This window comes from Pseudomonas sp. HS6-2, assembly GCF_049325675.2.
Lineage (GTDB): Bacteria > Pseudomonadota > Gammaproteobacteria > Pseudomonadales > Pseudomonadaceae > Aquipseudomonas > Aquipseudomonas putida_N.
In genome coordinates this window covers 5,078,314-5,100,318 of sequence record NZ_CM143906.1, presented here as the reverse complement: position 1 = coordinate 5,100,318, position 22,005 = coordinate 5,078,314, and the positions used below count along the sequence as shown (strand labels likewise).

General features: G+C 63.8%; 20 protein-coding genes. 9 read left to right on the top strand and 11 right to left on the bottom strand.

All coding sequences use genetic code 11. The annotated features are described in order from the left end of the window. The 3 genes from ACOKS3_RS23800 to pcaC are packed head-to-tail and all read left to right on the top strand — an operon-like array spanning position 1 to position 2,559. A complete protein-coding gene (locus ACOKS3_RS23800; protein ID WP_103449315.1) occupies positions 1–1,353 on the top strand; it encodes a 3-carboxy-cis,cis-muconate cycloisomerase in 1,353 nt (450 codons plus the stop codon). An 11-nt stretch (positions 1,354–1,364) separates the two neighbouring features. Further along, the gene (gene pcaD / locus ACOKS3_RS23795) at positions 1,365–2,156 is read left to right on the top strand and encodes a 3-oxoadipate enol-lactonase (protein WP_103449316.1); all 792 of its coding nucleotides are present in this window, start codon (positions 1,365–1,367) and stop codon (positions 2,154–2,156) included. Positions 2,157–2,166: 10 nt separating this feature from the next. Further along, positions 2,167–2,559: a 4-carboxymuconolactone decarboxylase gene (pcaC, locus tag ACOKS3_RS23790; protein WP_028635111.1), complete on the top strand. Its 393-nt coding sequence runs from the start codon at positions 2,167–2,169 to the stop codon at positions 2,557–2,559. On the opposite strand, the gene ACOKS3_RS23785 is transcribed toward pcaC, so the two are convergent. The 6 genes from ACOKS3_RS23785 to ttgA form a co-directional block, all read right to left on the bottom strand. Next, positions 2,556–3,068 (bottom strand): Mpo1 family 2-hydroxy fatty acid dioxygenase, encoded by a 513-nt coding sequence (locus tag ACOKS3_RS23785; protein WP_422764178.1) that lies wholly within the window; start codon positions 3,066–3,068, stop codon positions 2,556–2,558. The genes pcaC and ACOKS3_RS23785 overlap by 4 nt on opposite strands. A gap of 71 nt (positions 3,069–3,139) precedes the next feature. Further along, a complete protein-coding gene (locus ACOKS3_RS23780; protein ID WP_103449318.1) occupies positions 3,140–4,063 on the bottom strand; it encodes a LysR family transcriptional regulator in 924 nt (307 codons plus the stop codon). A 211-nt stretch (positions 4,064–4,274) separates the two neighbouring features. Continuing rightward, complete coding sequence (locus tag ACOKS3_RS23775; protein ID WP_103449319.1) at positions 4,275–5,531, bottom strand: OprD family porin; 1,257 nt, start codon at positions 5,529–5,531, stop codon at positions 4,275–4,277. A gap of 237 nt (positions 5,532–5,768) precedes the next feature. After that, positions 5,769–7,223 (bottom strand): AdeC/AdeK/OprM family multidrug efflux complex outer membrane factor, encoded by a 1,455-nt coding sequence (locus ACOKS3_RS23770; protein WP_103449320.1) that lies wholly within the window; start codon positions 7,221–7,223, stop codon positions 5,769–5,771. Continuing rightward, positions 7,220–10,372, bottom strand: a complete 3,153-nt coding sequence (ttgB, locus tag ACOKS3_RS23765) for a multidrug efflux RND transporter permease subunit TtgB (protein WP_103449321.1) — start codon at positions 10,370–10,372, stop codon at positions 7,220–7,222. The genes ACOKS3_RS23770 and ttgB overlap by 4 nt, the downstream gene beginning before the upstream one ends. A gap of 3 nt (positions 10,373–10,375) precedes the next feature. Beyond that, a complete protein-coding gene (gene ttgA, locus ACOKS3_RS23760) occupies positions 10,376–11,530 on the bottom strand; it encodes a toluene efflux RND transporter periplasmic adaptor subunit TtgA (RefSeq protein ID WP_422764177.1) in 1,155 nt (384 codons plus the stop codon). Between the two features lie 253 nt (positions 11,531–11,783). Between ttgA and ttgR the strand changes: the two genes are divergently transcribed. Beyond that, positions 11,784–12,416, top strand: coding sequence for an efflux transport transcriptional regulator TtgR (ttgR, locus tag ACOKS3_RS23755; protein WP_103449323.1), 633 nt, complete (start codon positions 11,784–11,786; stop codon positions 12,414–12,416). 63 nt (positions 12,417–12,479) lie between these two features. On the opposite strand, the gene ACOKS3_RS23750 is transcribed toward ttgR, so the two are convergent. Further along, positions 12,480–13,931, bottom strand: a complete 1,452-nt coding sequence (locus tag ACOKS3_RS23750; RefSeq protein ID WP_422764176.1) for an MDR family MFS transporter — start codon at positions 13,929–13,931, stop codon at positions 12,480–12,482. A 354-nt stretch (positions 13,932–14,285) separates the two neighbouring features. Here ACOKS3_RS23750 and ACOKS3_RS23745 point away from each other — a divergent pair, with 354 nt between their 5' ends. Then, the gene (locus ACOKS3_RS23745) at positions 14,286–15,155 is read left to right on the top strand and encodes an isocitrate lyase/PEP mutase family protein (RefSeq protein ID WP_103449325.1); all 870 of its coding nucleotides are present in this window, start codon (positions 14,286–14,288) and stop codon (positions 15,153–15,155) included. Between the two features lie 19 nt (positions 15,156–15,174). Here the strand turns inward: ACOKS3_RS23745 and ACOKS3_RS23740 are convergent, their stop codons facing one another. Both ACOKS3_RS23740 and ACOKS3_RS23735 read right to left on the bottom strand, forming a co-directional pair. Further along, positions 15,175–15,348, bottom strand: coding sequence for a hypothetical protein (locus tag ACOKS3_RS23740; RefSeq protein ID WP_177408513.1), 174 nt, complete (start codon positions 15,346–15,348; stop codon positions 15,175–15,177). A gap of 44 nt (positions 15,349–15,392) precedes the next feature. Beyond that, a complete protein-coding gene (locus ACOKS3_RS23735; RefSeq protein WP_422764175.1) occupies positions 15,393–16,301 on the bottom strand; it encodes a LysR family transcriptional regulator in 909 nt (302 codons plus the stop codon). A gap of 102 nt (positions 16,302–16,403) precedes the next feature. Between ACOKS3_RS23735 and ACOKS3_RS23730 the strand changes: the two genes are divergently transcribed. Both ACOKS3_RS23730 and ACOKS3_RS23725 read left to right on the top strand, forming a co-directional pair. Beyond that, positions 16,404–17,279 carry an MBL fold metallo-hydrolase gene (locus tag ACOKS3_RS23730; RefSeq protein ID WP_103449327.1) on the top strand — a complete coding sequence of 292 codons (876 nt, stop codon included), beginning with the start codon at positions 16,404–16,406 and terminating at the stop codon, positions 17,277–17,279. A gap of 28 nt (positions 17,280–17,307) precedes the next feature. Beyond that, positions 17,308–17,922, top strand: a complete 615-nt coding sequence (locus ACOKS3_RS23725; RefSeq protein WP_054885039.1) for an NAD(P)-dependent oxidoreductase — start codon at positions 17,308–17,310, stop codon at positions 17,920–17,922. Between the two features lie 11 nt (positions 17,923–17,933). On the opposite strand, the gene ACOKS3_RS23720 is transcribed toward ACOKS3_RS23725, so the two are convergent. Continuing rightward, a complete protein-coding gene (locus tag ACOKS3_RS23720) occupies positions 17,934–18,809 on the bottom strand; it encodes a LysR substrate-binding domain-containing protein (protein WP_422764174.1) in 876 nt (291 codons plus the stop codon). A gap of 129 nt (positions 18,810–18,938) precedes the next feature. On the opposite strand from ACOKS3_RS23720, the gene ACOKS3_RS23715 reads away from it, so the two are divergent. Beyond that, on the top strand, positions 18,939–20,576 hold the full coding sequence (locus ACOKS3_RS23715) for a 5-guanidino-2-oxopentanoate decarboxylase (RefSeq protein ID WP_422764173.1): 1,638 nt from the start codon (positions 18,939–18,941) through the stop codon (positions 20,574–20,576). A 1-nt stretch (position 20,577) separates the two neighbouring features. Here the strand turns inward: ACOKS3_RS23715 and ACOKS3_RS23710 are convergent, their stop codons facing one another. Next, entirely contained in the window at positions 20,578–21,498 is a 921-nt protein-coding gene (locus ACOKS3_RS23710; protein ID WP_103449331.1) for an AraC family transcriptional regulator, read from the bottom strand. A gap of 202 nt (positions 21,499–21,700) precedes the next feature. Between ACOKS3_RS23710 and ACOKS3_RS23705 the strand changes: the two genes are divergently transcribed. After that, positions 21,701–21,994, top strand: a complete 294-nt coding sequence (locus ACOKS3_RS23705; RefSeq protein ID WP_103449332.1) for a putative quinol monooxygenase — start codon at positions 21,701–21,703, stop codon at positions 21,992–21,994. Positions 21,995–22,005: the final 11 nt, after the last annotated feature.

Genomic DNA, 22,005 nt, shown 5'->3' with positions numbered 1-22,005 from the left:
ATGAGCAACCAACTGTTCGACGCCTACTTCACCGCGCCGGCCATGCGCGACGTGTTCTCCGACCGTGGCCGCCTGCAGGGCATGCTCGACTTCGAGGCCGCACTGGCCCGTGCCGAGGCCGCTGCCGGCCTGGTGCCGCACAGTGCCGTGGCGGCCATCGAGGCGGCCTGCCAGGCCGAGCGCTATGACGTGCGGGCGCTGGCCGATGCCATCGCCACCGCCGGCAACTCGGCGATCCCGCTGGTCAAGGCGCTGGGCAAGGTGATCGCCAGTGGTGTGCCCGAAGCCGAGCGTTACGTGCACCTGGGCGCCACCAGCCAGGATGCGATGGATACCGGGCTGGTGTTGCAGTTGCGCGACGCACTGGCGCTGATCGAAGCGGACCTCGGCAAGCTGGCCGAGACCTTGGCGCGCCAGGCCTTGCAACATGCCGACACGCCACTGGTTGGCCGCACCTGGCTGCAACATGCCACGCCAGTGACCTTGGGCATGAAGCTGGCAGGTGTGCTTGGTGCCTTGACCCGCCATCGTCAGCGCCTGCAGGAACTGCGCCCGCGACTGCTGGTGCTGCAGTTCGGCGGTGCTTCCGGGAGCCTGGCGGCCCTGGGCAGCAAAGCCATGCCGGTGGCGGAAGCGCTGGCCGAACAACTCAAGCTGACCTTGCCCGAGCAGCCTTGGCACACCCAGCGTGATCGCCTGGTGGAATTCGCGTCGGTGCTGGGCCTGGTTGCCGGCAGCCTGGGCAAGTTCGGCCGTGATGTCAGCCTGCTGATGCAGACCGAGGCCGGTGAGGTGTTCGAGCCTTCCGCGCCGGGTAAGGGCGGTTCCTCGACCATGCCGCACAAGCGCAATCCGGTCGGTGCTGCGGTGCTGATCGGCGCCGCGACCCGCGTGCCGGGCCTGCTTTCGACGCTGTTCGCCGCCATGCCCCAGGAGCACGAGCGCAGCCTCGGCCTGTGGCATGCCGAATGGGAAACCTTGCCGGACATCTGCTGCCTGGTCTCCGGCGCCCTGCGCCAGGCCCAGGTGATCGCCGAGGGCATGGAAGTGGATGCCGAACGCATGCGCCGCAACCTCGACCTGACACAAGGCCTGGTGCTGGCCGAGGCGGTCAGCATCGTGCTCGCCCAGCGCCTGGGCCGTGACCGTGCCCACCACTTGCTGGAGCAATGCTGCCAGCGGGCCGTGGCCGAACAGCGCCATTTGCGCGCCGTGCTGGGTGACGAGCCGCAGGTCAATGCCGAGCTGAGCGCGGAAGAACTCGACCGCCTGCTCGACCCTGCTCATTACCTTGGCCAGGCCCGCGTCTGGGTGGCGCGCGCCGTGGCTGAACATCAACGTTTGACTGCCTGAAGGAGACCGCTGTGGCGCACTTGCAACTGGCCGATGGCGTACTGAACTACCAACTCGACGGCCCGGCCGACGCTCCGGTGCTGGTCCTGTCCAACTCGCTGGGTACCGACCTTGGCATGTGGGACAGCCAGATCCCGCTGTGGAGCGAACACTTGCGCGTGTTGCGCTACGACACCCGTGGCCATGGCGCTTCACTGGTCACTGATGGCCCCTACAGCATCGAGCAGCTGGGCCAGGATGTACTGGCGCTGCTCGACGCGCTGGACATTCAGCACGCGCACTTCGTCGGCCTGTCCATGGGCGGCCTGATCGGCCAGTGGTTGGGTATTCATGCAGGCGCGCGCCTGCACAGCCTGACTCTGTGCAACACGGCAGCCAAGATCGCCAACGACGAGGTGTGGAACACCCGTATCGACACCGTGCTCAAGGGCGGCCAGCAAGCCATGGTCGACCTGCGCGATGCCTCCATCGCCCGCTGGTTCACCCCGAAGTTTGCCGAGCAGCAGCCGAAAGAGGCCCAGCGTATCTGCCAGATGCTGGCGCAAACCAGCCCGCAAGGGTATGCCGCCAACTGCGCGGCCGTGCGTGATGCCGATTTCCGTGAGCAACTGGGTCGCATCCAGGTGGCGACGTTGATCGTCGCCGGCACCGAAGACGTGGTCACCACGCCGGAGCATGGCCGCTTCATGCAGGCCGGTATCATCGGTGCCACCTACGCCGAGTTCCCGGCGGCGCACCTGTCCAATGTCGAGATTGGTGAGGCATTCAGCCGCCGCGTGCTCGACTTCCTGCTGGCTCGCTGAGGAATTGGCCATGGACGAGAAACAACGTTACGACGCTGGCATGCAGGTTCGTCGCGCAGTGCTGGGTGATGCCCATGTGGATCGCAGCCTGGAGAAGCTCAACGACTTCAACGGCGAATTCCAGGAAATGATCACCCGGCACGCCTGGGGCGACATCTGGACCCGCCCAGGCCTGCCGCGTCACACCCGCAGCCTGATCACCATCGCCATGTTGATCGGCATGAACCGTAACGACGAGCTCAAGCTGCACCTGCGCGCCGCAGCCAACAACGGCGTGACCCGTGACGAGATCAAGGAAGTGCTGATGCAGAGCGCGATCTATTGCGGCATCCCGGCAGCCAATGCCACCTTCCACCTGGCCGAGTCGGTGTGGGATGAGCTGGGCGTAGAGTCGCGGGGTTAAACCCCGCGTATAGCCACTGGCCCGGCATTGGCTTCCACGGCCTGTTTCAGTGCCGGGCACAGGCCCAACATGAATGCCGCTTCAGCCACCACGAACAGCGGGCCGATGATCAGCCCGCTGATATCGTCGACGAACGCCGGCTTGCGGCCTTCGTAATGATGCCCGACGAACTGGATGATCCAGCCCACCACGAACGCACCTAGGCCGGCGCTGAGCCACAGGCCGGTGGATTGCGTGGCCAGCGCCTGGCCGATCCACAGGCACAGGCCAAGCAGCAGGCCCATGACCAGGCCGAAACGCAGGTCCAGGCGCAGGTAGAACCGCACGGCAGCTGCTGCGGCGAGCAGGGCAGGGGATAGCCAGATGCCGGCCAGGTCCCAGCCGGGGCGCGACAGCAGTACCGTGACGGCGACGACAATCAGCGGAATGCCGACGAAGTGGGTGGCGATGTTGCGTGGGTCGCGATGGTAGTTGGCGTATTGGCTCAGGTGTTCGACGAGGTTTTTCATTGTTGTTCCTCCCTGGGTGGCCGATGTCTCGATATAGCTGAGAATAGCCCGCAGTCACCACCATCATCAGTTCAGCGAATGGCAGCAGCGCGCATTGGTGCATCCAACCCCACCAGGGTCTCGATCATTGCCCGTGCTGCCGGTGACAAGCGGTAGCCGCTGCGGCTGACCACCCCACATCTCACACTCAGCACCTCCAGGGCCGGTGGCAGGTTGCGCCAGTGCAGGCGCACCAGGCGCCCGCTGGCGAGGTCGTCGGCCACGGCTTCTTCGCTGGCGGTGCCCACGGCATCGCTGGCCAGCACCACGCTGCGCAATACCGCCAGATGCTCGGTCTGCAAGTGCGGGATGAAGTCGCTGCGCCCGCTCAGGTTGGCCAGGCGCTTGCGCACGCCGGGTGCAAGCAGGGCACTGGCCAAGGGGTAGGCGAACAGGTCGTTGGTCGACAGGCTGTCCTTGGCCAGCAGCGGGTGGCCGGGGCGGCAGAAGAACAGCCCGGGGCGCGGCGTGAGCGGTGCGGTGTGGAAATTGGGGTCGGCTTCGAAGGGGCGGATGTCATCGACGAAGAACTCGATCTGCTCGCGGCGCAGTGCCTGGCCCAGGCGCTCGGCATTGTCCACTACCAGCGCCGTGCGGATGCCGGGGTAGCTGGCAATGAAATGCTGCAGTGCTTGCGGGACCAGGCGCACGGCCAGGGCCGGGCCGCTGCCGAAATGCAGCTCGCCAGCGTCGAGCTTGGTCATTTGCAGCACTTCGTTGCTCAGCTGATTGGCGCCTTGCACCAGGCGGCGGGCGTGCTGCAGCACCACCAGGCCCTCGGGGGTAGGGGGCAGGGCCTTGCTGGCGCGGTCGACCAGGGGGCAGCCGAAGGTGTGTTCGAGGCCTTGGATGGCTCGGCTGAAGGCGGGTTGGGTGATACCCATGGCTTGCGCGGCGCGGACGAAACTGCGGTATTCGGTGAGGGCGATGAAGTAGCGCAGTTGGCGAAGGTCCATGTCGAGGCTCTGCGGTGGAACAGGGCTCGATTTAAGCGGTTTCTGCTTATGTCGTCAAAGAAGGTTTATCGATCTATATATTTCTTTTGGTTATTGATTGAGGCATCCGGCTTCTTCGTGGGGCAAGCCCGCTCCTACAGGCAAGGTACAGATATCGAAACCTGTGCAGGACCTGTAGGAGCGGGCTTGTCCCGCGAAGAGGCCAGTTGAATCAAAGCAGGTTCAGCGGATAGCTCACGATCAACCGGTTCTCATCGAACGAGTTGGTGCTGAAGTCCCGGCGCATGGTGGAGTTGCGCCACTTCAGCGACAGGTCCTTGAAGGTGCCGGACTGGATCACATAGGCCAGCTCGCTTTCCCGCGCCCATTCCTTGCCGTCGGTCACGCCACCGGCGGTGACATTGTCGCCCTTGATGTAGCGGTTCATCAGGGTCAGGCCGGGAATGCCGACGCTGACGAAGTTGAAGTCGTGGCGTACCTGCCAGGAGCGTTCCTTGGCATTGTCGAAGCTTGAGTTGTAGCTGTCGTTGGCCAGGGTGCCGCCACTGGTGCCGTTGACCCGCAGCCAGGCATTGTCACCGCTGACCTTCTGCAGGCCGACGTAGAAGGTGTTGCCCTTGTAGCGCGCCGACAACATCGCCGAGGCGGTCTTGTTGTCCAGCTGGCCGGCGCGTTCTGCGCCATCTTCCTTGCCCCAGAAGTAGCCCAGGTTGGCACCCAGGGTCCATTCGCCCAACGGCTGGCTGTGCACCAGGTTGAGGTACTGCTGGCGGTAGATGTCTTTGAGCTGGGCGTCCCACAGGCCGATCATGGTGCGCTTGTCGTTGAAGGTGTATTCACCGCCGCCGAAGTTGAAGCGGTCGGATGTGAAGGCCGCGCGGCCGTTGAGCGACATGTCTTCCATGCTGGCGTCGTTGCGCGGGCTGTTGCCGCGGAACTGGCCGGCATACAGGGTCAGGCCCTCGATTTCTTTCGAAGTGACCTGGCCGCCACGGAAGGTCTGCGGCAGCGAGCGGCCGTCGTCCGAGCGCAGAATCGGCAATACCGGCATCCACTCACCGACTTTAAGCTCGGTCTCGGACAGCTTGGCTTTCAATGCCACGCCCAGGCGGCCGAAGTCGTCGGCGGGGCGGCCGTCGTCATGCACTGGCAGCAGCTGGGTGTTGGCGGTGCCTTTGCCGCCATCGAGCTTGATCGAATACAGGCCCAATACGTCGATGCCGAAGCCGACAGTGCCTTGGGTGAAGCCGGAGCGGGCATCGAGGATGAAGCTCTGGGTCCATTCTTCGCCCTTGCCCTGCGGGTAGGCCGGGTCGACGAAGTTGCGGTTGATGTAGAAGTTGCGCAGGTTGAGGCTGGCCTTGGCGTCCTCCATGAACCCGCCATTGTCGGCGGCGTATACAGGCAGGGCGCAGGAAATGGCCAACAGGCCGGGCAGCAGCTGGCGTGCGGGTTGCGAAGTGCTCATCTGTCGTAAATCTCTTGTTTTTATGGGCGAACCTGCGCTGCAGGATGCGGCCTGCTGGCGAGGGTCTTTTGATGAACTTGCGAAGCGTTGCGTGGGGATGGTGCGGGGCTGGGCGGGGGTGAGGCAATTCGCCGCAAACGGTATTGGGCGATAATCGAACGCTATGTTCCACCTGGTTAATTTTGCCCAACAAAAAAAGCCCAGCGCGAGGCTGGGCTTGAGGCTGTTGCCGGTCGATCAGCCTTTCGGTGCGTCCACCGAAGCTTGCTGGTTGGCCTGGCCAGACTGCTCATACCAGCCACCGCCAAGCGCCTTGTACAGGTTGACCTCGCTGGTCAGCTGCGAGAGGCGGTCGGTGATCAGCGACTGTTGCGACGAGTACAGGTTGCGCTGTGCATCGAGGAAGGTCAGGTTGCTGTCGATCCCGATGCGGTAGCGGCGTTCGGCCAAGCGGTAGTAGTCCTGGTTCGCCTGCACCAGGTCGCGTTGAGCCTGCAGCTGCTCTTCGAAGGTCTTGCGCGCTGCCAGGCCATCGGAGACTTCCTGGAAGGCGGTCTGGATGGTCTTTTCGTACTTGGCGACGTTGATGTCCTTCTGGATCTTCGAGTAGTCCAGGCTGGCCTTCAGGCTGCCAGCGTTGAAGATCGGCAGGTTGATCTGCGGCTGGAACAGCCAGGTGCCCTGGCCGCCCGCGAACAGGTGGCCCATGTCGGGGCTCAGGCTGCCGGCGTTGGCGGTCAGGCTGATGCTTGGGAAGAACGCTGCACGGGCTGCACCGATGTTGGCATTGGCGGCCTTGAGCAGGTGTTCGGCTTCCTGGATGTCCGGGCGACGCTGGAGGATGTCGGACGGCAGGCCGGCCGGCACTTCGGCCAGCTGGTCGGCATTGAGCTCCAGCGGCTTGGCCAGGTCGGCCGGAATGCCGGTACCCAGCAGCACGGTCAGGCTGTTGACGTCCTGGGCGACCAGGCGCTGGTACTGCGAGTACTTGACCCGAGCGCCTTCCACGGCGGTGCGCGACTGGCTGACGTCCAGCGCCGAAGCCACACCGACTTCGTTGCTGCGACGGGTCAGGTTGTAGCTTTCCTCGTAGGTCTTGAGCGTCTCTTCGGTCAGCTTGAACAGCGCCTGGTCGGCTTGCCAGGTGTAGTAGGCGTTGGCCACGCTGGCCACCAGGGCGATCTGCGTGGAACGGCGCGCCTGCTCACTGGACAGGTAGGTTTCCAGGGCCTGCTCGGTCAGGCTGCGGACGCGGCCGAACAGGTCCAGCTCATAGGCGCTGACGCCCAGGGTGGCCGAGTACTGGCTGTTGATGCTGGACTCACCGGTGGTCGACATGTTCGCCGGCACGCGCTGGCGGCTGCCGCTGCCAGTGGCCGAGACCGCCGGGAACAGGTCGGCACGCTGGATACGGTACTGGGCGCGGTAGGCGTCGATATTCAACGCTGCCACACGCAGGTCACGGTTGTTCACCAGCGAGGTCTGGATCAGCTGCTGCAGTGCCGGGTCATGGAAGAACTGGCGCCAGCCCTGTTCGGCGGCGGCCACGTCGGCCGACTGGGTCGGCGAGTACGCAGGGCCTTGCGGCCACTGCGCAGCCACCGGCGATTCCGGGGTCTGATAGTCAGGGATCAGCGAGCAACCGCCGAGAATGAAAGCGGTTACCGCCAGGGACAACAAAGACTTGGTCATTGCCCAGCCTCATAACGTGGAGTTTCAGGGGTGACGTCCTTTTCCGGCTCTTTGCTGCCGAACAGCGACGACACTGCGACGAAGAATAGCGGTACCCAGAAGATTGCCAGCACGGTCGCACTGATCATGCCGCCGATCACGCCGGTGCCGATGGCATGCTGGCTGCCGGCGCCAGCGCCGCTGGCGATGGTCAACGGTACCACGCCGAGGATGAACGCCAGCGAGGTCATGATGATCGGGCGCAGACGCATGCGGCAGGCTTCGATGGCCGCGTCGTACAGGCTGCGGCCTTGCTCGTGCAGTTCCTTGGCGAATTCGACGATCAGGATCGCGTTCTTCGCCGCCAGACCGATGGTGGTCAACAGACCGACCAGGAAGTACACGTCGTTGGACAGCCCGCGCAGGCTGGTGGCGATCAGTGCACCGATAATACCCAGCGGTACTACCAGTACGACGGCGATCGGGATCGACCAGCTTTCGTACAGTGCTGCCAGGCAGAGGAACACGAACAGGACCGAGAGGGCGAACAGTGCCGGCATCTGCGAGCCGGAGAGTTTTTCCTCGTAGGACATGCCAGTCCAGGAGAAGCCGACACCGGCTGGCAATTCACCAGCAATGCGCTCGACTTCGGCCATGGCTTCGCCGGTACTGTAGCCAGGCGCCGGGGCACCGAGGATTTCCATCGCTTCGACGCCGTTGTAACGCGACAGCTTCGGCGAACCGTAGGTCCATTCGCCCTTGGCGAAGGAGGAGAACGGTACCATCTCGCCGGCGCCGTTGCGCACGTACCACTTCTGCAGGTCTTCCGGGCTCATCCGCGAGTTGGGTTCCCCCTGGATGTACACCTTCTTGACCCGGCCACGGTCGATGAAGTCGTTGACATAGCTGGCACCCAAGGCAATCGACAGGGTGTTGTTGATGTCGGCAATGGTCACGCCCAGGGCGCTGGCACGTTCGTCATCGATGGTCAGCTGGTACTGCGGTTCATCGTTCAGGCCGTTCGGGCGCACGGCGCTGAGGATCTTGCTTTGCGCGGCCTTGGCCAGGAACTGGTTGCGCGCTTCCATCAGCTTGGCATGGCCGACACCGCCGCGGTCCTGCAGGAACACGTCGAAGCCGGTGGCGTTACCCAGCTCCAGTACCGCAGGCGGGGCGAAGGCGAACACCATCGCATCGCGGAAGGTAAAGAAGTGCTGCTGTGCGCGCTGGGCGAGGTTGAACACGCTGTTCTCGGCCGAACGCTCGTCCCATGGCTTGAGCATGATGAACGCCATACCGGAGCTCTGGCCACGGCCGGCGAAGTTGAAGCCGTTGACGGTGAACACCGACGCTACGGTGTCAGATTCTTCCTTGAGCAGATACTCACGCATCTGGTCGACCACTACCTGGGTGCGCTCGGCACTGGAGCCGGCCGGGGTTTGCACCTGGGCGAACAATACGCCCTGGTCTTCTTCAGGCAGGAACGCGGTAGGGATGCGGGCGAACAGCCAGATCATGCCAACCACGATCAGCGCATAGGCCAGCAGGAACGGCACCTTGTTGCGCAGGATCGCGCCAACGCTACGCTCGTAACCGTTTACGCTGCGGTCGAAGTTGCGGTTGAACCAGCCGAAGAAGCCACCTTTGGCGGTGTGGTGCTCGCCTTTTTTCAGCGGCTTGAGCATGGTTGCGCAGAGTGCCGGGGTGAAGATCAGCGCCACCAGCACCGACAGGCCCATGGCCGAAACGATGGTGATGGAGAACTGCCGGTAGATCACACCAGTGGAGCCGCCGAAGAACGCCATGGGCAGCAGTACCGCCGACAGCACCAGGGCGATACCCACCAGGGCGCCCTGGATCTGGCCCATGGAGCGCTTGGTCGCCTCCTTGGGTGGTAGGCCCTCTTCGGACATCACCCGCTCGACGTTCTCCACCACGACGATGGCGTCGTCCACCAGCAAGCCGATGGCCAGGACCATGGCGAACATGGTCAGGGTGTTGATGCTGAAGCCCGCAGCGGCAAGGATGCCGAAGGTACCCAGCAACACCACCGGGACGGTCATGGTAGTGATGATGGTGGCGCGGAAGTTCTGCAGGAACAGGTACATCACCAGGAACACCAGGACCACGGCTTCGATCAGGGTGTGGATCACGCCGCTGATCGATTCGGTGACCACCGGGGTGGTGTCATACGGGAATACCGCTTTCACCCCAGGCGGGAAGAACGGTTCCAGGTCGGAAATGGTCTTGCGCAGGGCCTTGGCGGTGTCCAGGGCGTTGGCGCCGGTGGCCAGTTTTACGGCCAGGCCGGAAGCCGGCTTGCCGTTGAACTGTGCGCTGACCGCGTAGTTTTCGCCGCCCAGGCCGACCTGGGCAACATCGCCCAGACGCACCTGCGAACCGTCGGTGTTGACCTTGAGCAGGATCTTCTCGAACTGCTCGGCGGTCTGCAGGCGGGTCTTGCCGATGATGGTGGCGTTCAGCTGGGTACCCGGCATGGCGGGCAGGCCGCCGAGCTGGCCGGAAGACACCTGCACGTTCTGCGCGGCAACCGCGGTCTTGACGTCGACCGGGGTCAGCTGGAACTTGTTCAGCTTGGCCGGATCGAGCCAGATACGCATGGCGTACTGCGCACCGAACACCTGGAAGTCACCTACACCGGCAGTCCGCGAAATCGGGTCCTGCATGTTGGAGACGATATAGTTGGCCAAGTCGTCCTTGGTCATGCTGCCGTCTTCAGACACCAGGCCGATCACCAGCAGGAAGTTCTTCACTGCCTTGGTGACACGGATACCTTGCTGCTGCACTTCTTGCGGCAGCAGTGGGGTGGCCAGGTTCAGCTTGTTCTGCACCTGGACCTGGGCGGTGTCAGGGTTGGTACCCTGCTCGAAGGTGGCGGTAATGGTCATGCTGCCGTCGGAGTTACTTTCCGACGACACATAACGCAGGTTGTCGATACCGTTGAGCTGCTGCTCGATGACCTGCACCACGGTGTCCTGCACGGTCTGCGCCGAGGCGCCCGGGTAGGTCACGGCGATGGCGATGGCCGGCGGCGCGATGCTCGGGTACTGGTTGATCGGCAGCTTCAGGATCGACAAGGCGCCGACCAGCATGATCACCAAGGCGATCACCCAGGCGAAGATCGGGCGATCGATAAAGAACTTCGACATGGTTTACTCCGCGTTGGCGTCTGCTTTGGCCGCGTTGGCCTGATCAGGGCTGCCGGGCTTCTTGACGTTGGTGGCATCGCTGACCTTGACCTCGACGCCAGGGCGTACGTACTGCAGGCCTTCGGTGATCAGGCGGTCGCCCGGGTTCAAGCCGTCCTCGATCAGCCAGTCGCTGCCCAGGGTACGGCTGGCCTTGAGCTGGCGCAGTTCGACCTTGTTCTCCTGGTTGACCACCAGTGCGGTCGGCGCGCCCTTGAGGTCGCGGGTCACGCCCTGTTGCGGGGCCAGGATGGCGTTGGCGTTGACCCCGGCCTTGAGCCGCGCATGCACGAACATGCCAGGCAGCAGGGTGTGATCAGGGTTGGGGAAGAGCGCACGCAGGGTCACCGAGCCGGTGGTCTCGTCGACCGCGACTTCGGAGAACTCCAGGCGGCCTTCCTGTTTGAACAGGCTGCCGTCTTCCAGCACCAGCTGCACCGAGGCGGCGTTTTCGCCGGCCTTCTGCAGCTGGCCGCTTTCCAGGTCACGGCGCAGCTTGAGCAGCTCGGCGGTGGACTGGGTGACGTCGACGTAGATCGGGTCGAGCTGCTGGATGGTGGCCATGGCGTTGCTCTGGCCGTTGCTCACCAGCGCACCTTCGGTGACCGAAGAGCGCCCGATGCGGCCGCTGATCGGCGCCAGCACCTTGGTGTAACGCAGGTCGATCTGCGCGCTTTTCAGCGAAGCTTCGGCTTGCAATCGTTTGGCACTGGCATCGTCGTATTCCTGTTTCGATACCGCCTGCTCGTTGACCAGCTGCTTGTAGCGCTCGGCCAGCGACTTGGTGGATTGCAGGTTCGCCTGGGCGTTGGCCAAGGTGGCCTCGTACACGGCAGGGTCGATCTGATACAGCTGCTGGCCTTCCTTGACCTCGCTGCCTTCCTTGAACAGGCGCTTGAGGATGATGCCATTGACCTGCGGGCGCACTTCGGCGACGCGGAAGGCGCTGGTGCGCCCCGGCAATTCCGAAGTCAGGGTGAAGGACTGCGGTTGCAAGGTGACGACGCCGACCAGAGGAGCCTGCGCTGCGGGCGCGGCTTCTTCTTTCTTACAGCCACTTAGCAGGGTTGCCAGGGCGACGGCGGAAACCAGAGCGGTAACGGCTGGCTTGAATTGCATGAGGATCCTCGGGTCGCAAGAGCAGGGAGATGCTCAAGAGTAATGGAAGAGTCTTGTCAGAAAAAACTATCCGGTGGATAAGTAGCTTACTAACGAATATACTTACATTCACGGTTGTTTGTAAATACCGCTGGGTAGTACTTGGTGACTACCGCAGCCCTTGATTAGCCCATCCGGGAGGCACCCTGCAGAGGTGAACCCGGCGGTTTTCCCGCCTGCACAGCGCAGCGGGTCCAGATGAGGTTGCACTGCCATGGTCCGTCGAACCAAAGAAGAAGCCCAGGAGACCCGTGCCCAGATCATTGAGGCAGCGGAAAAGGCCTTCTATAAGCGCGGGGTTGCGCGAACCACACTGGCCGACATCGCCGAGCTGGCGGGCGTGACCCGGGGGGCGATCTACTGGCACTTCAACAACAAGGCGGAGCTGGTGCAGGCGCTGCTCGACAGCCTGCATGAAACCCATGACCACCTGGCGCGGGCCAGTGAAAGCGAAGACGAACTGGACCCGCTCGGCTGCATGCGCAAGCTGTTGCTGCAGGTGCTCAACGAGCTGGTGCTGGACGCCCGTACCCGGCGTATCAATGAAATCCTGCATCACAAGTGCGAGTTCACCGATGACATGTGTGAAATTCGCCAGCAGCGCCAAGGTGCGGTGCTGGACTGCCATGTGGGCATTGACCTGGCACTTGCCAATGCCGTTCGCCGTGGTCAGTTGCCGGCGGAGCTGGATGTCGGGCGCGCTTCCGTCGCCTTGTTCGCCTATATCGATGGCCTGATCGGGCGCTGGTTGCTGCTACCGGACAGCTTCGATCTACTGCGCGACGCGGAAAAATGGGTCGACACAGGGCTGGATATGCTGCGCTTGAGCCCCGCGCTACGCAAATGACACTTTGTTAAGGATTGTGAGGGAGTGTTTCCCTCATGTATTAAGTGAGTATTAATGCAGGCCTTAACGGCCGCGCAATTGCCGGTCCGGCAGCGCCAAGGCCGCCAGCAGTCCCAGTAAGGCAGTGCCCGCGCTGCCCAGCAACAACTGGCGGAACGTTTCCAGCAATTTCATCTGCGTGTGTGGATCCGCCTCACCTGCCTTCAGGCTCCCCAGCAGCGGGTTGCCCAGCAATTCGAAACCACCTTGTTGCAGCAGCGCCAGCAACAGACTGGACATGCACGCCACACCCATGGCCCCGCCGAGTGAGCGGAACAGGTTGGTAGTACTGGTGGCCACACCGATATCCTTGCTTTCTACTGCGCTCTGCGTGCCCACCAGCGAGGTCGGGAACTGCAGGCCACAGGCGATGCCGGTCAGCAGCATGAACACGGCACTGAGCAGGCCAGACTGCGGTGGGGTGATGGCCATGGCGAAGATCGCCACGGGCATCAGTACGGCGCCCGCCAGAATCTGTGGTTTGAAGCGCCCGGTGCGGCTGGTCATGCGGCCACCGGTGTAGGCGCCCAAGGGCAGGCCCATGACCAGCGGCAGCAGGTGCAGCGCGGCGCTGTCGGCACCAGCACCAGTAATGCCCTGGTAGCGCAGCGGTATCAGCATGGTCAGCGAAATCGACTGGAAGCTGGCGAAGAAGATCACACCCCAGCACAGCACGGCCACCCGGTTGCCGAACAGGCCCATGGGCAGCAGTGGTTCCTGGCAGCGCCGCTCATGGCCAATGAACAGGCTCAGGCCAAGCAAGGCGCAGGCGAACAGGGTCAGCACCGCGGGTGCGCTCCACGGCTGGCCTTGGCCGACCAGCGTGATGCCCAGCAGCAGACTGCCCAGGCCGAGGATCATCAGCACCGCGCCGAGGTAATCGACCCGGGCCTGACGGTGCTGCACCGGCATGCCGGCCAGGGCGCGACGGATCGCCCACAGCGCGACCAGGCCCAGCGGCAGGTTGATCCAGAACACCCAGCGCCAGGACAGGTACTCGGTCAGCGAGCCGCCGAGCACTGGCCCGGCCACGCTCGCCACGGCGTACATGCTGCTGAAGTAGCCCTGGTAACGGCCGCGTTCACGCGGTGGCACGAAATCGCCGATGATCGCCTGGCTCACCGACACCATGCCGCCGGCACCAATGCCTTGCAGTACGCGCGCCATGACCAGTTGCTGCATGTCCTGGGCCAGGGCGCAGGCGATCGAGGCCAGGGTGAACAGGCTGATACCGGTGAGGATCATGCGTCGCCGGCCATACAGGTCGCCGAGCTTGCCGTAGATCGGCACGGCCACGGTCATCGCCACCATGTAGCCGGATATCACCCAGGCCAGCAGGCCGACATCGTTGAACTGGGCCGAGATGGCCGGTAGGGAGACGGCGACGATGGTCTGGTCGAGGGCACCGAGGAAGATCGCCAGCATCAGGGCGGTCAACACGTTGCGCAGGACGGTCGGGGGCAGGGCGGCAGTCACGGAGGTACCTTGTCTGGAAGGGCGACGCGAATAGCGGGAGTGTAACCCGAGTTAGGTAGCTTCCTATGTACTATCTGCATCGCCTATGCAAGATCGGCATTGGCGCATTCATCCGGAGCTGCATGGCCGCGTGATATCGTTGGTATGCCACAGGGGCTGTAAGCCGCGGCCTGCACCAGCCTGGTGCAACATTATGCCGCAGGGTTTGTACGCCGCTGTCTCCCACACCTTTTATTCCTCTGCCTGCATGTCGAGCATGACCGCCCAGATGGCGACGGTTGGAACAGGTCAGGTAGACCCGATTCAGGGGTCGGTAGCAACCGTTCAATTTCTACATATATAAGCGGAGTGATCATGCCCAAGGCTTCCCATCAAGATCTGCGTTTTGCCTTCCGCGAGCTGCTCGCTTCAGGCTCCTGCTATCACACCGCCTCCGTGTTCGATCCGATGTCGGCACGCATCGCTGCCGACCTGGGATTTGAAGTCGGCATCCTCGGCGGTTCGGTGGCTTCGTTGCAGGTGCTGGCCGCACCGGACTTCGCCCTGATCACCTTGAGCGAATTCGTCGAGCAGGCCACCCGCATTGGCCGCGTGGCGCAACTGCCGGTGCTCGCCGATGCGGACCACGGTTATGGCAATGCGCTCAACGTCATGCGCACTGTCATCGAACTGGAGCGCGCCGGTGTCGCTGCGCTGACCATCGAAGACACCCTGTTGCCTGCCCAATTCGGGCGCAAGTCCACTGACCTGATTTCGGTCGAGGAGGGCGTGGGCAAGATCCGTGCGGCCCTGGAAGCGCGTGTCGACTCGTCGCTGTCGATCATCGCCCGGACCAATGCCGGCGTGCTCACCACCGAAGAAATCATCGTCCGCACCCAGAGCTACCAGAAGGCCGGTGCCGACGGTATCTGCATGGTCGGGGTGAAGGATTTCGAGCAGCTGGAAAAGATTGCCGAGCACCTGACCGTGCCGCTGATGCTGGTGACCTACGCCAACCCCAACCTGCGTGACGACGAGCGCCTCGCTCGCCTGGGCGTGCGTATCGTGGTCGATGGCCATGCCGCCTACTTCGCCGCGATCAAGGCCACCTATGACTGCCTGCGCCTGCAGCGCGGCCAGCAGAACAAGTCCGAGAACCTCAGCGCCACCGAGCTCTCGCACACCTACACCCAGCCCGAGGATTACATTCGCTGGGCCAAGGAGTACATGAGCGTCGAGGAGTGATTGGCGTGGCGCCAATCAACTAACGGACGGCACTCAAGGTTGCGGTGTGGGGCACGCAGTGTTCCTGCTCGCAACGGTTGGCCGCACTGGGCTGGCTGCGTAGCAGTTCGGCGCGCCAGCAGGCCGAGCCATACAGCGCCGCGACCGCGGTCAGGGCCATGACCAGGGCGACTCTTCTGGACTTGATGCCCATGGTGCTCACCTCCTGTTACTGCACAGGTGACACTCTAAGCATAGTCAATACAAACCCCGGTCCCACTCCGGTTCGTCCTTGAACCGCTGCACCAGAAAATCCAGCATGCTGCGCAAGGTCGCCGGCATATGCTTGCGCGAGGTGTAGACCGCGTTCAGGTTCAGCTCCCGTGGCCGCGCTTCCGGCAGCAGCCGCACCAGGGCGCCGCTGCGCAGGGCCGTAGCCGCCTGGTAGGTTGGCAGCATGGCGATGCCGGCACCTGCCAGTGTTGCGTTCTGCAGTGTCATGACCTCGTTGGCGCTGATGTTGCCTTGCACCGGCACGGCGATCTGTTGGCCGCCCACCTCGAAATACCACAGGCTGTGGCCGAAATAGGCATGGGTCAGGCAGTTGTGCAGGCTCAGTTCCTCGACCCGCTGCGGCGTGCCGTGCTCGCGCAGGTAGGCGGGCGTTGCACAGATCACCGAGCGGCACACGGTCAAGCGCCTGGCAATCAGGTTCGGGTCCAGATCGTTGCTGGTGCGGATTGCCAGGTCGATACGCTCGTCCACCAGGTTGACCGTGCGATCGAGCATCTGCAGTTCAACCTTCACGCCTGGGTAGCGCCGCACATACTCGGCGACCGCATCGGCCAGCTGCGCCTGGCCAAACGACGTACTGACGCTGATGCGCAGGGCACCCTTAGGCGCATCTTGCGGTTGTTGCACGGCGGCCTGCAGGTCGCCGGCCAGGTCCAGCAACTGCCGGCAGCGGGGCAGGATTTCCTGGCCGGCATCAGTCAGGCTGAGCTTGCGCGTGGTGCGCTGCATCAGTCGTGCGCCGACCCACTCCTCCAGCTCGGCGAGGTAGCGCGACACCACGGGGCGCGACAGCTGCAGGCGGTCTGCCGCTGCCGACTGGCTGCCCAGGTCGACGACGGTGACGAAAACGCGCATGGCGTTGAGACGGTCCATGATTTGCCCGATTTCAGAAACAAACTATGTCTGAGCATCGCATTTTTTGTCATGGATCAGGCAACTAAGCTGTTGCCCATCGTTCATCTCGCAGGAATCACCATGTCGCTCTTCACTCCCTTGCGTAGCCTGCTGCTGGCCTGCATCACCCTGGCCGGCCCGGCACTGGCCGCCGAGCCGTTGCAGCTCGAGGTATACAACCCAGGGCATCAGGCCATTTTCCCGGTCAGCTCGGTGATCGTCAGTGGCGAGAAAGAGGCCATCCTGGTCGATGCGCAGTTCGGCAAGGCCCAGGCCGAGCAACTGGTGCAGCGCCTGCAGGCCAGCGGCAAGCGCCTGACCACCATCTACATCAGCCACGGCGACCCGGATTACTACTTCGGCCTGGACACCGTGACCCAGGCCTTCCCCGACGCCAAGGTATTCGCCTCGGCAGCCACGCTGGCCCATATCCGCCAGACCATGGACGCCAAGCTGGCGTACTGGGGACCACAGATGGGCACGGACAAACCGGCACGGCTGGTGCTACCGAAGGTGTTGCACGGCCACAGCCTGATGCTGGAAGGGCAGTCGCTGGAGGTTGTCGGCCTGGATGGCCCGCAACCGGATCGCAGTTTCGTCTGGATTCCGTCGATCAGGGCAGTGGTCGGTGGTGTCGTGGTTGCGCAGAACATCCACGTGTGGATGGCCGACACCCAGACGGCCAAGTCCCACGCCGACTGGCTTGCCACCCTGGCGAAGATCGAGGCCTTGGCCCCGCGTACGGTGGTGCCTGGCCATTACCTGGGCCAGAGCGACCACTCACTCGACGCCGTGCGCTTCACGGCGGGTTATATCCGTGCGTTCGATGCCGAAACGGCGAGGGCGAAGGATAGCGGCGCGTTGATTGAGGCGATGAAACAGCGCTACCCCGCGCTTGCTGATGAGAGTTCGCTGGAGCTCGGCGCGAAGGTCGCCAAGGGCGAAATGAAGTGGTAATTCCGTTCAACTGACAGGAGCATTTTCGATGAGCAAGATCGCAATCATTGGGGCCACCGGCCGTGCCGGCAGCCAATTGCTGGAAGAAGCCCTGCGTCGCGGCCACAGCGTGGTGGCCATCGCCCGTGACCCATCGCAGTTGCAGGGGCGCGAAGGTGTAACCACCCAGGCATTGGATGCCAAGGACAGTGCAGCCCTGCAGCAGGCGGTCGCAGGTGTCGACGCGGTGCTCAGTGCAGCGCATTTCTCGACCCTCGAGCCCCACGCAATCATCGAGCCGGTCAAGCGCGCCGGGGTCAAGCGCCTGCTGGTGGTGGGCGGTGCAGGCAGCCTGCTGCTGCCTTCCGGGCACCGGGTGATCGACAGCCCGGACTTCCCGGAGGCCTACAAGGCCGAGGCCAGTGCCGGGGTGCGTTTTCTCGATGTGCTGCGCCAGGAGCCGACACTGGACTGGACCTTCCTCTCGCCATCGGCGGAGTTCGTCGAAGGCGAGCGCAGCGGGCACTACAAACTGGGCAAGGACCATCTTCTGATCGGTGCAGATGGCAAAAGCACGATCACCTTTGCCGACTTTGCCATTGCCATGCTCGATGAGCTGGAGAAACCGGCGCACTCGCGCCAGCGCTTCACTGTCGGTTACTGAGGCGTCTGCGCTCATGGACTGGCCTGGCTTTCCAGCCAGTCCATGAGCTCGCCCAGGCCTGGCGGAAGGCTCTTCGCCTGGCTCACCAGGTAATAACCTTTACCGGTCTGTACCTTCAGCGTAAACGGCATGCACAGCCGCCCCCCGCGCAAGTCATCACCGATCAGCGCCCAGTCGCCAATCGCCACCCCGGTTCCCTGCGATGCCATGGCCATCGCCATGTCCAACGTTTCGAAATGCTGCTTCGGCCCCTGTGCTTCCAGCACCACGCCTGCTGCCTGCAGCCACAGCCGCCAGTCATGTTCATCCCGAGAGGGATGCAGCAGCATGTGCCGGGCCAGATCCTGGATCTGCTGCAGAGGGACTGCCCCGTTCAACAGCGAAGGCGCACACACCGGTGTCAGTTGCTCGTCGAACAGCTTGCGCACCAGCAGGCCATGGTTCGGCGCAGCGCCATAGACTACGGCGGCATCGAACCCCTCACGGCGAAAGTCCACCCCGTGCTGCACCGTGGTGGTCAACTCGACCGGCACGTCGGGTCGCAGCGCCTGCCACTCCATCAGCCGCGGCAGCAGCCAACGCATCACGCAGGTCGGTGCCTTGAGCTGCAAGGTGGCGCTGCGCCCGCCGACCTCGCGCACGCCTTGTTCGATAAGGCCGAAGATCTGCTGGACCCGAGGCAGCCAGTCTTGGCCCTCGCGGGTCAGGCTCAGGCCGCGAGCCTGGCGCTGGAACAAGGCGTAGCCCAGGTGCTCCTCGAGCCCGGCAATCTGCCTGCTGACGGCGCCTTGGGTGATGTGCAGCTGCTGTGCGGCACGGGTGAAATTGCAGTACTGCGCGGTGACCAGAAAGGTGTGCAGGGCAGGCAGGGGCGGTAGCCGTTTCATTGCGCTGAGCCATGATTACAGGACATGGCTAGTATGTGTTTTTTTGCATTGTGGCGGTAGCGGTGCGTTGGGTCCAATGGGCGCAGATTGCAACAAGATTCTCCCCAACAAGATCTTAGGTGAAACCCCATGGCAACCTGCGGCGAAGTATTGGTCAAACTCCTTGAAGGCTATGGCGTGGACCATGTCTTCGGCATTCCCGGCGTACATACCGTGGAGCTCTACCGTGGCCTGGCGGGCTCGTCGATCCGCCACATCACCCCGCGCCACGAGCAGGGCGCCGGGTTCATGGCTGACGGCTATGCGCGTACCCGTGGCAAGCCAGGCGTGTGCTTCATCATCACCGGCCCCGGGATGACCAACATCACCACCGCCATGGGCCAGGCCTATGCCGATTCGATCCCGATGCTGGTGATTTCTAGCGTGCAGTCGCGCGATCAGCTGGGCGGCGGCCGCGGCAAGCTGCACGAGCTGCCCAACCAGGCAGCGCTGGTGTCGGGCGTGGCGGCGTTCTCGCAGACGCTGATGAGCGCCGATGACCTGCCGCAGGTGCTGGCTCGCGCCTTTGCCGTGTTCGATGGCGCCCGCCCGCGCCCGGTGCATATCGAGATCCCGCTGGACGTGCTGGTCGAGCCCGCCGACCATCTGCTGCCTGGCCGCCCTGTACGCAGTGCCCGCGCAGGTGCCTCGCCCCAGGCCGTAGCTGCCATGGCCGAGCGCCTGGCCAATGCTAGCCGGCCGCTGATCCTGGCCGGTGGTGGCGCACTGGCTGCGGGTGCACCGCTGGCGCTGCTGGCTGAGCACTTGCAGGCGCCGGTGGCACTGACCATCAATGCCAAAGGCCTGCTGCCAGCCAGCCACCCGCTGCAGATCGGTTCGACCCAATCGCTGGTCGTCACCCGTGAGCTGGTGGAAGAGGCCGATGTGGTGCTGGCGATCGGCACCGAACTGGCCGAGACCGACTATGACGTGACCTTCAAGGGCGGTTTCAAGATTCCCGGCAGCCTGCTGCGCATCGACATCGACCCGGACCAGACCGTGCGCAACTACCTGCCGGAGCTGGCACTGGTGGCGGATGCCGAGCTGGCCGCGCAATCCCTGCTCGAGGCCTTGCGTCAGCTACCCGCACCGGTGCGTGCCGAGGGCTGGGGCGTTGCTCGCGCGCAGCGCCTGCGCGACGCGTTGGCAACGGGCTGGGACCAGCCGACGCTGAGCCAGACACGCCTGCTGAACAGCATTCTGCAAAGCCTGCCCAACGCCATTCTGGTCGGTGACTCGACCCAGCCGGTGTACACCGGCAACCTGACCCTGGACATGGATCAGCCGCGCCGCTGGTTCAATGCTTCGACCGGCTACGGTACTTTGGGCTATGCATTGCCAGCGGCGATGGGCGCCTGGTTGGGCAGCGCCGAGCAAGCGGCCGAGCGTGCGCCAGCGGTCTGCCTGATTGGCGATGGCGGCATGCAGTTCACCCTGCCGGAACTGGCCAGCGCGGTAGAGGCGCAGGTGCCGATGATCGTGCTGCTGTGGAATAACCAGGGTTACGAGGAGATCAAGAAGTACATGGTCAACCGGGCGATCGAGCCGGTCGGCGTGGACATTCATACCCCGGACTTCATCGGCGTGGCGCGGGCGTTGGGCGCCGACGCGGAGCATGTTGCCGATGTCGAGCAACTGCAGGCTGCGCTGGGACGGGCGGTGGAGCGCAAGGGGCCGACCTTGATCCAGGTCGACCAGAACCAGTGGCAGGCGGCAGTAGCGAGCTAGTTCAGCCCGCACTGGCCCGCAACCGCGCCACATCTCGGATCGGCGGTGCGCCATACAGCCGGCTGTACTCGCGGCTGAACTGCGACGGGCTTTCGTACCCCACCCGATAGCCCGCCACCGCCGCTTCCAGGCCGTCGTTGAGCATCAGCCGCCGCGCCTCCTGCAGGCGCAGTTGCTTCTGGTATTGCAGCGGGCTCATGGAGGTCACGGCTTTGAAGCGGTGATGCAAGGTCGAGGTGCTGAGGTTGACCTCGCGGGCCAGGTCCTCGATGCGCAGCGGCTGCTGATAGTTCTGGTTGAGCCAGGTGATGGCCTGGCACACCCGGTGGGTCTGACTGTTGGCCAAGGCGATTTCGTACAGACGATAACCCTGCGGCCCACGCAGCAGGCGGTAGAGAATCTCGCGACGAATCAGCGGCGCCAGCATGCCGATGTCGCGCGGTGAATCCAGCAAGCGGACCAGCCGCAACAGCGCGTCGAGCAGTTGCGGGTCGGTGCGTTCTACATACAGGCCACGGCCGGAGGGCAGGTTGGGCACCAGCATCGGCCCGCTCTCGGCGATCAGCTGGCTTATTTCGGCTGGGTCGAGGTCCATGCGGATACCCAGGCTTGGGTTCTCCGGGCTGGCGTCCAGCTTGACACCGCTCAGCGGCAAGGTCACCGATACCACCATGTAATGCAACGGGTCGTAGGCGTATTGTTCGTCGCCGAGGAACAGGCTTTTGCTGCCCTGCGCCAGGATGCACAGCGCCGGTTGAGCCAAGGTCGGCACCGAACGGACGTTCTCGGTATAGCGCACCAGATACAGGTCGTCGATGGCCGAGACGGGGCCATGGGGCTCGCCGGCGTGCTTGCGGATCAACGCGGCCAGTTCCTGGCGTTGCACTTCCAAGGTCGGGTCGATGGACGGGGCGGTGGTCATGATGGCTTTCCTCTGCTGACCGACGCAGCATAGGTTTGGGCAATGACAGGCGCTAGTCGAAAGCTGCACGTCGATTGCCTGATCCTGTCGCGCTGCAGGATCAGGCAATCGGCGAGCAGTAATGGCCTAACGCGTCGCGCGCGCCAGCCCCTAACCTTGGCAGCCTGGTTTATCGGCCCGCCTGCTTCAAGGAGATCGTGCAATGACCCTACGACAACCGGTCACCCATCTGGCTTTCATCCGTGCCAGCAGCGGTCGCTCCGCAGAACTCGGCGCGCGCCTGCGCGACCTGCTGGAGCCGTCCTTGCGCACCCCGGGCTGCCTGAGCTTCACCGTGCAGCGCTCCCAGGCCGACGCCGACCTGTGGCTGCTCAGCGGTAGTTGGCAGGATCAACAGGCGATGAGCGGTTACTTCGCCTCGCCCACCCTCAATGTGTTCGGCGAGCTGGTTCAGGCGCAAGTCGTCAGCAGTCTCGACTTGCATACCTTCGATTGAAACACGGTTAG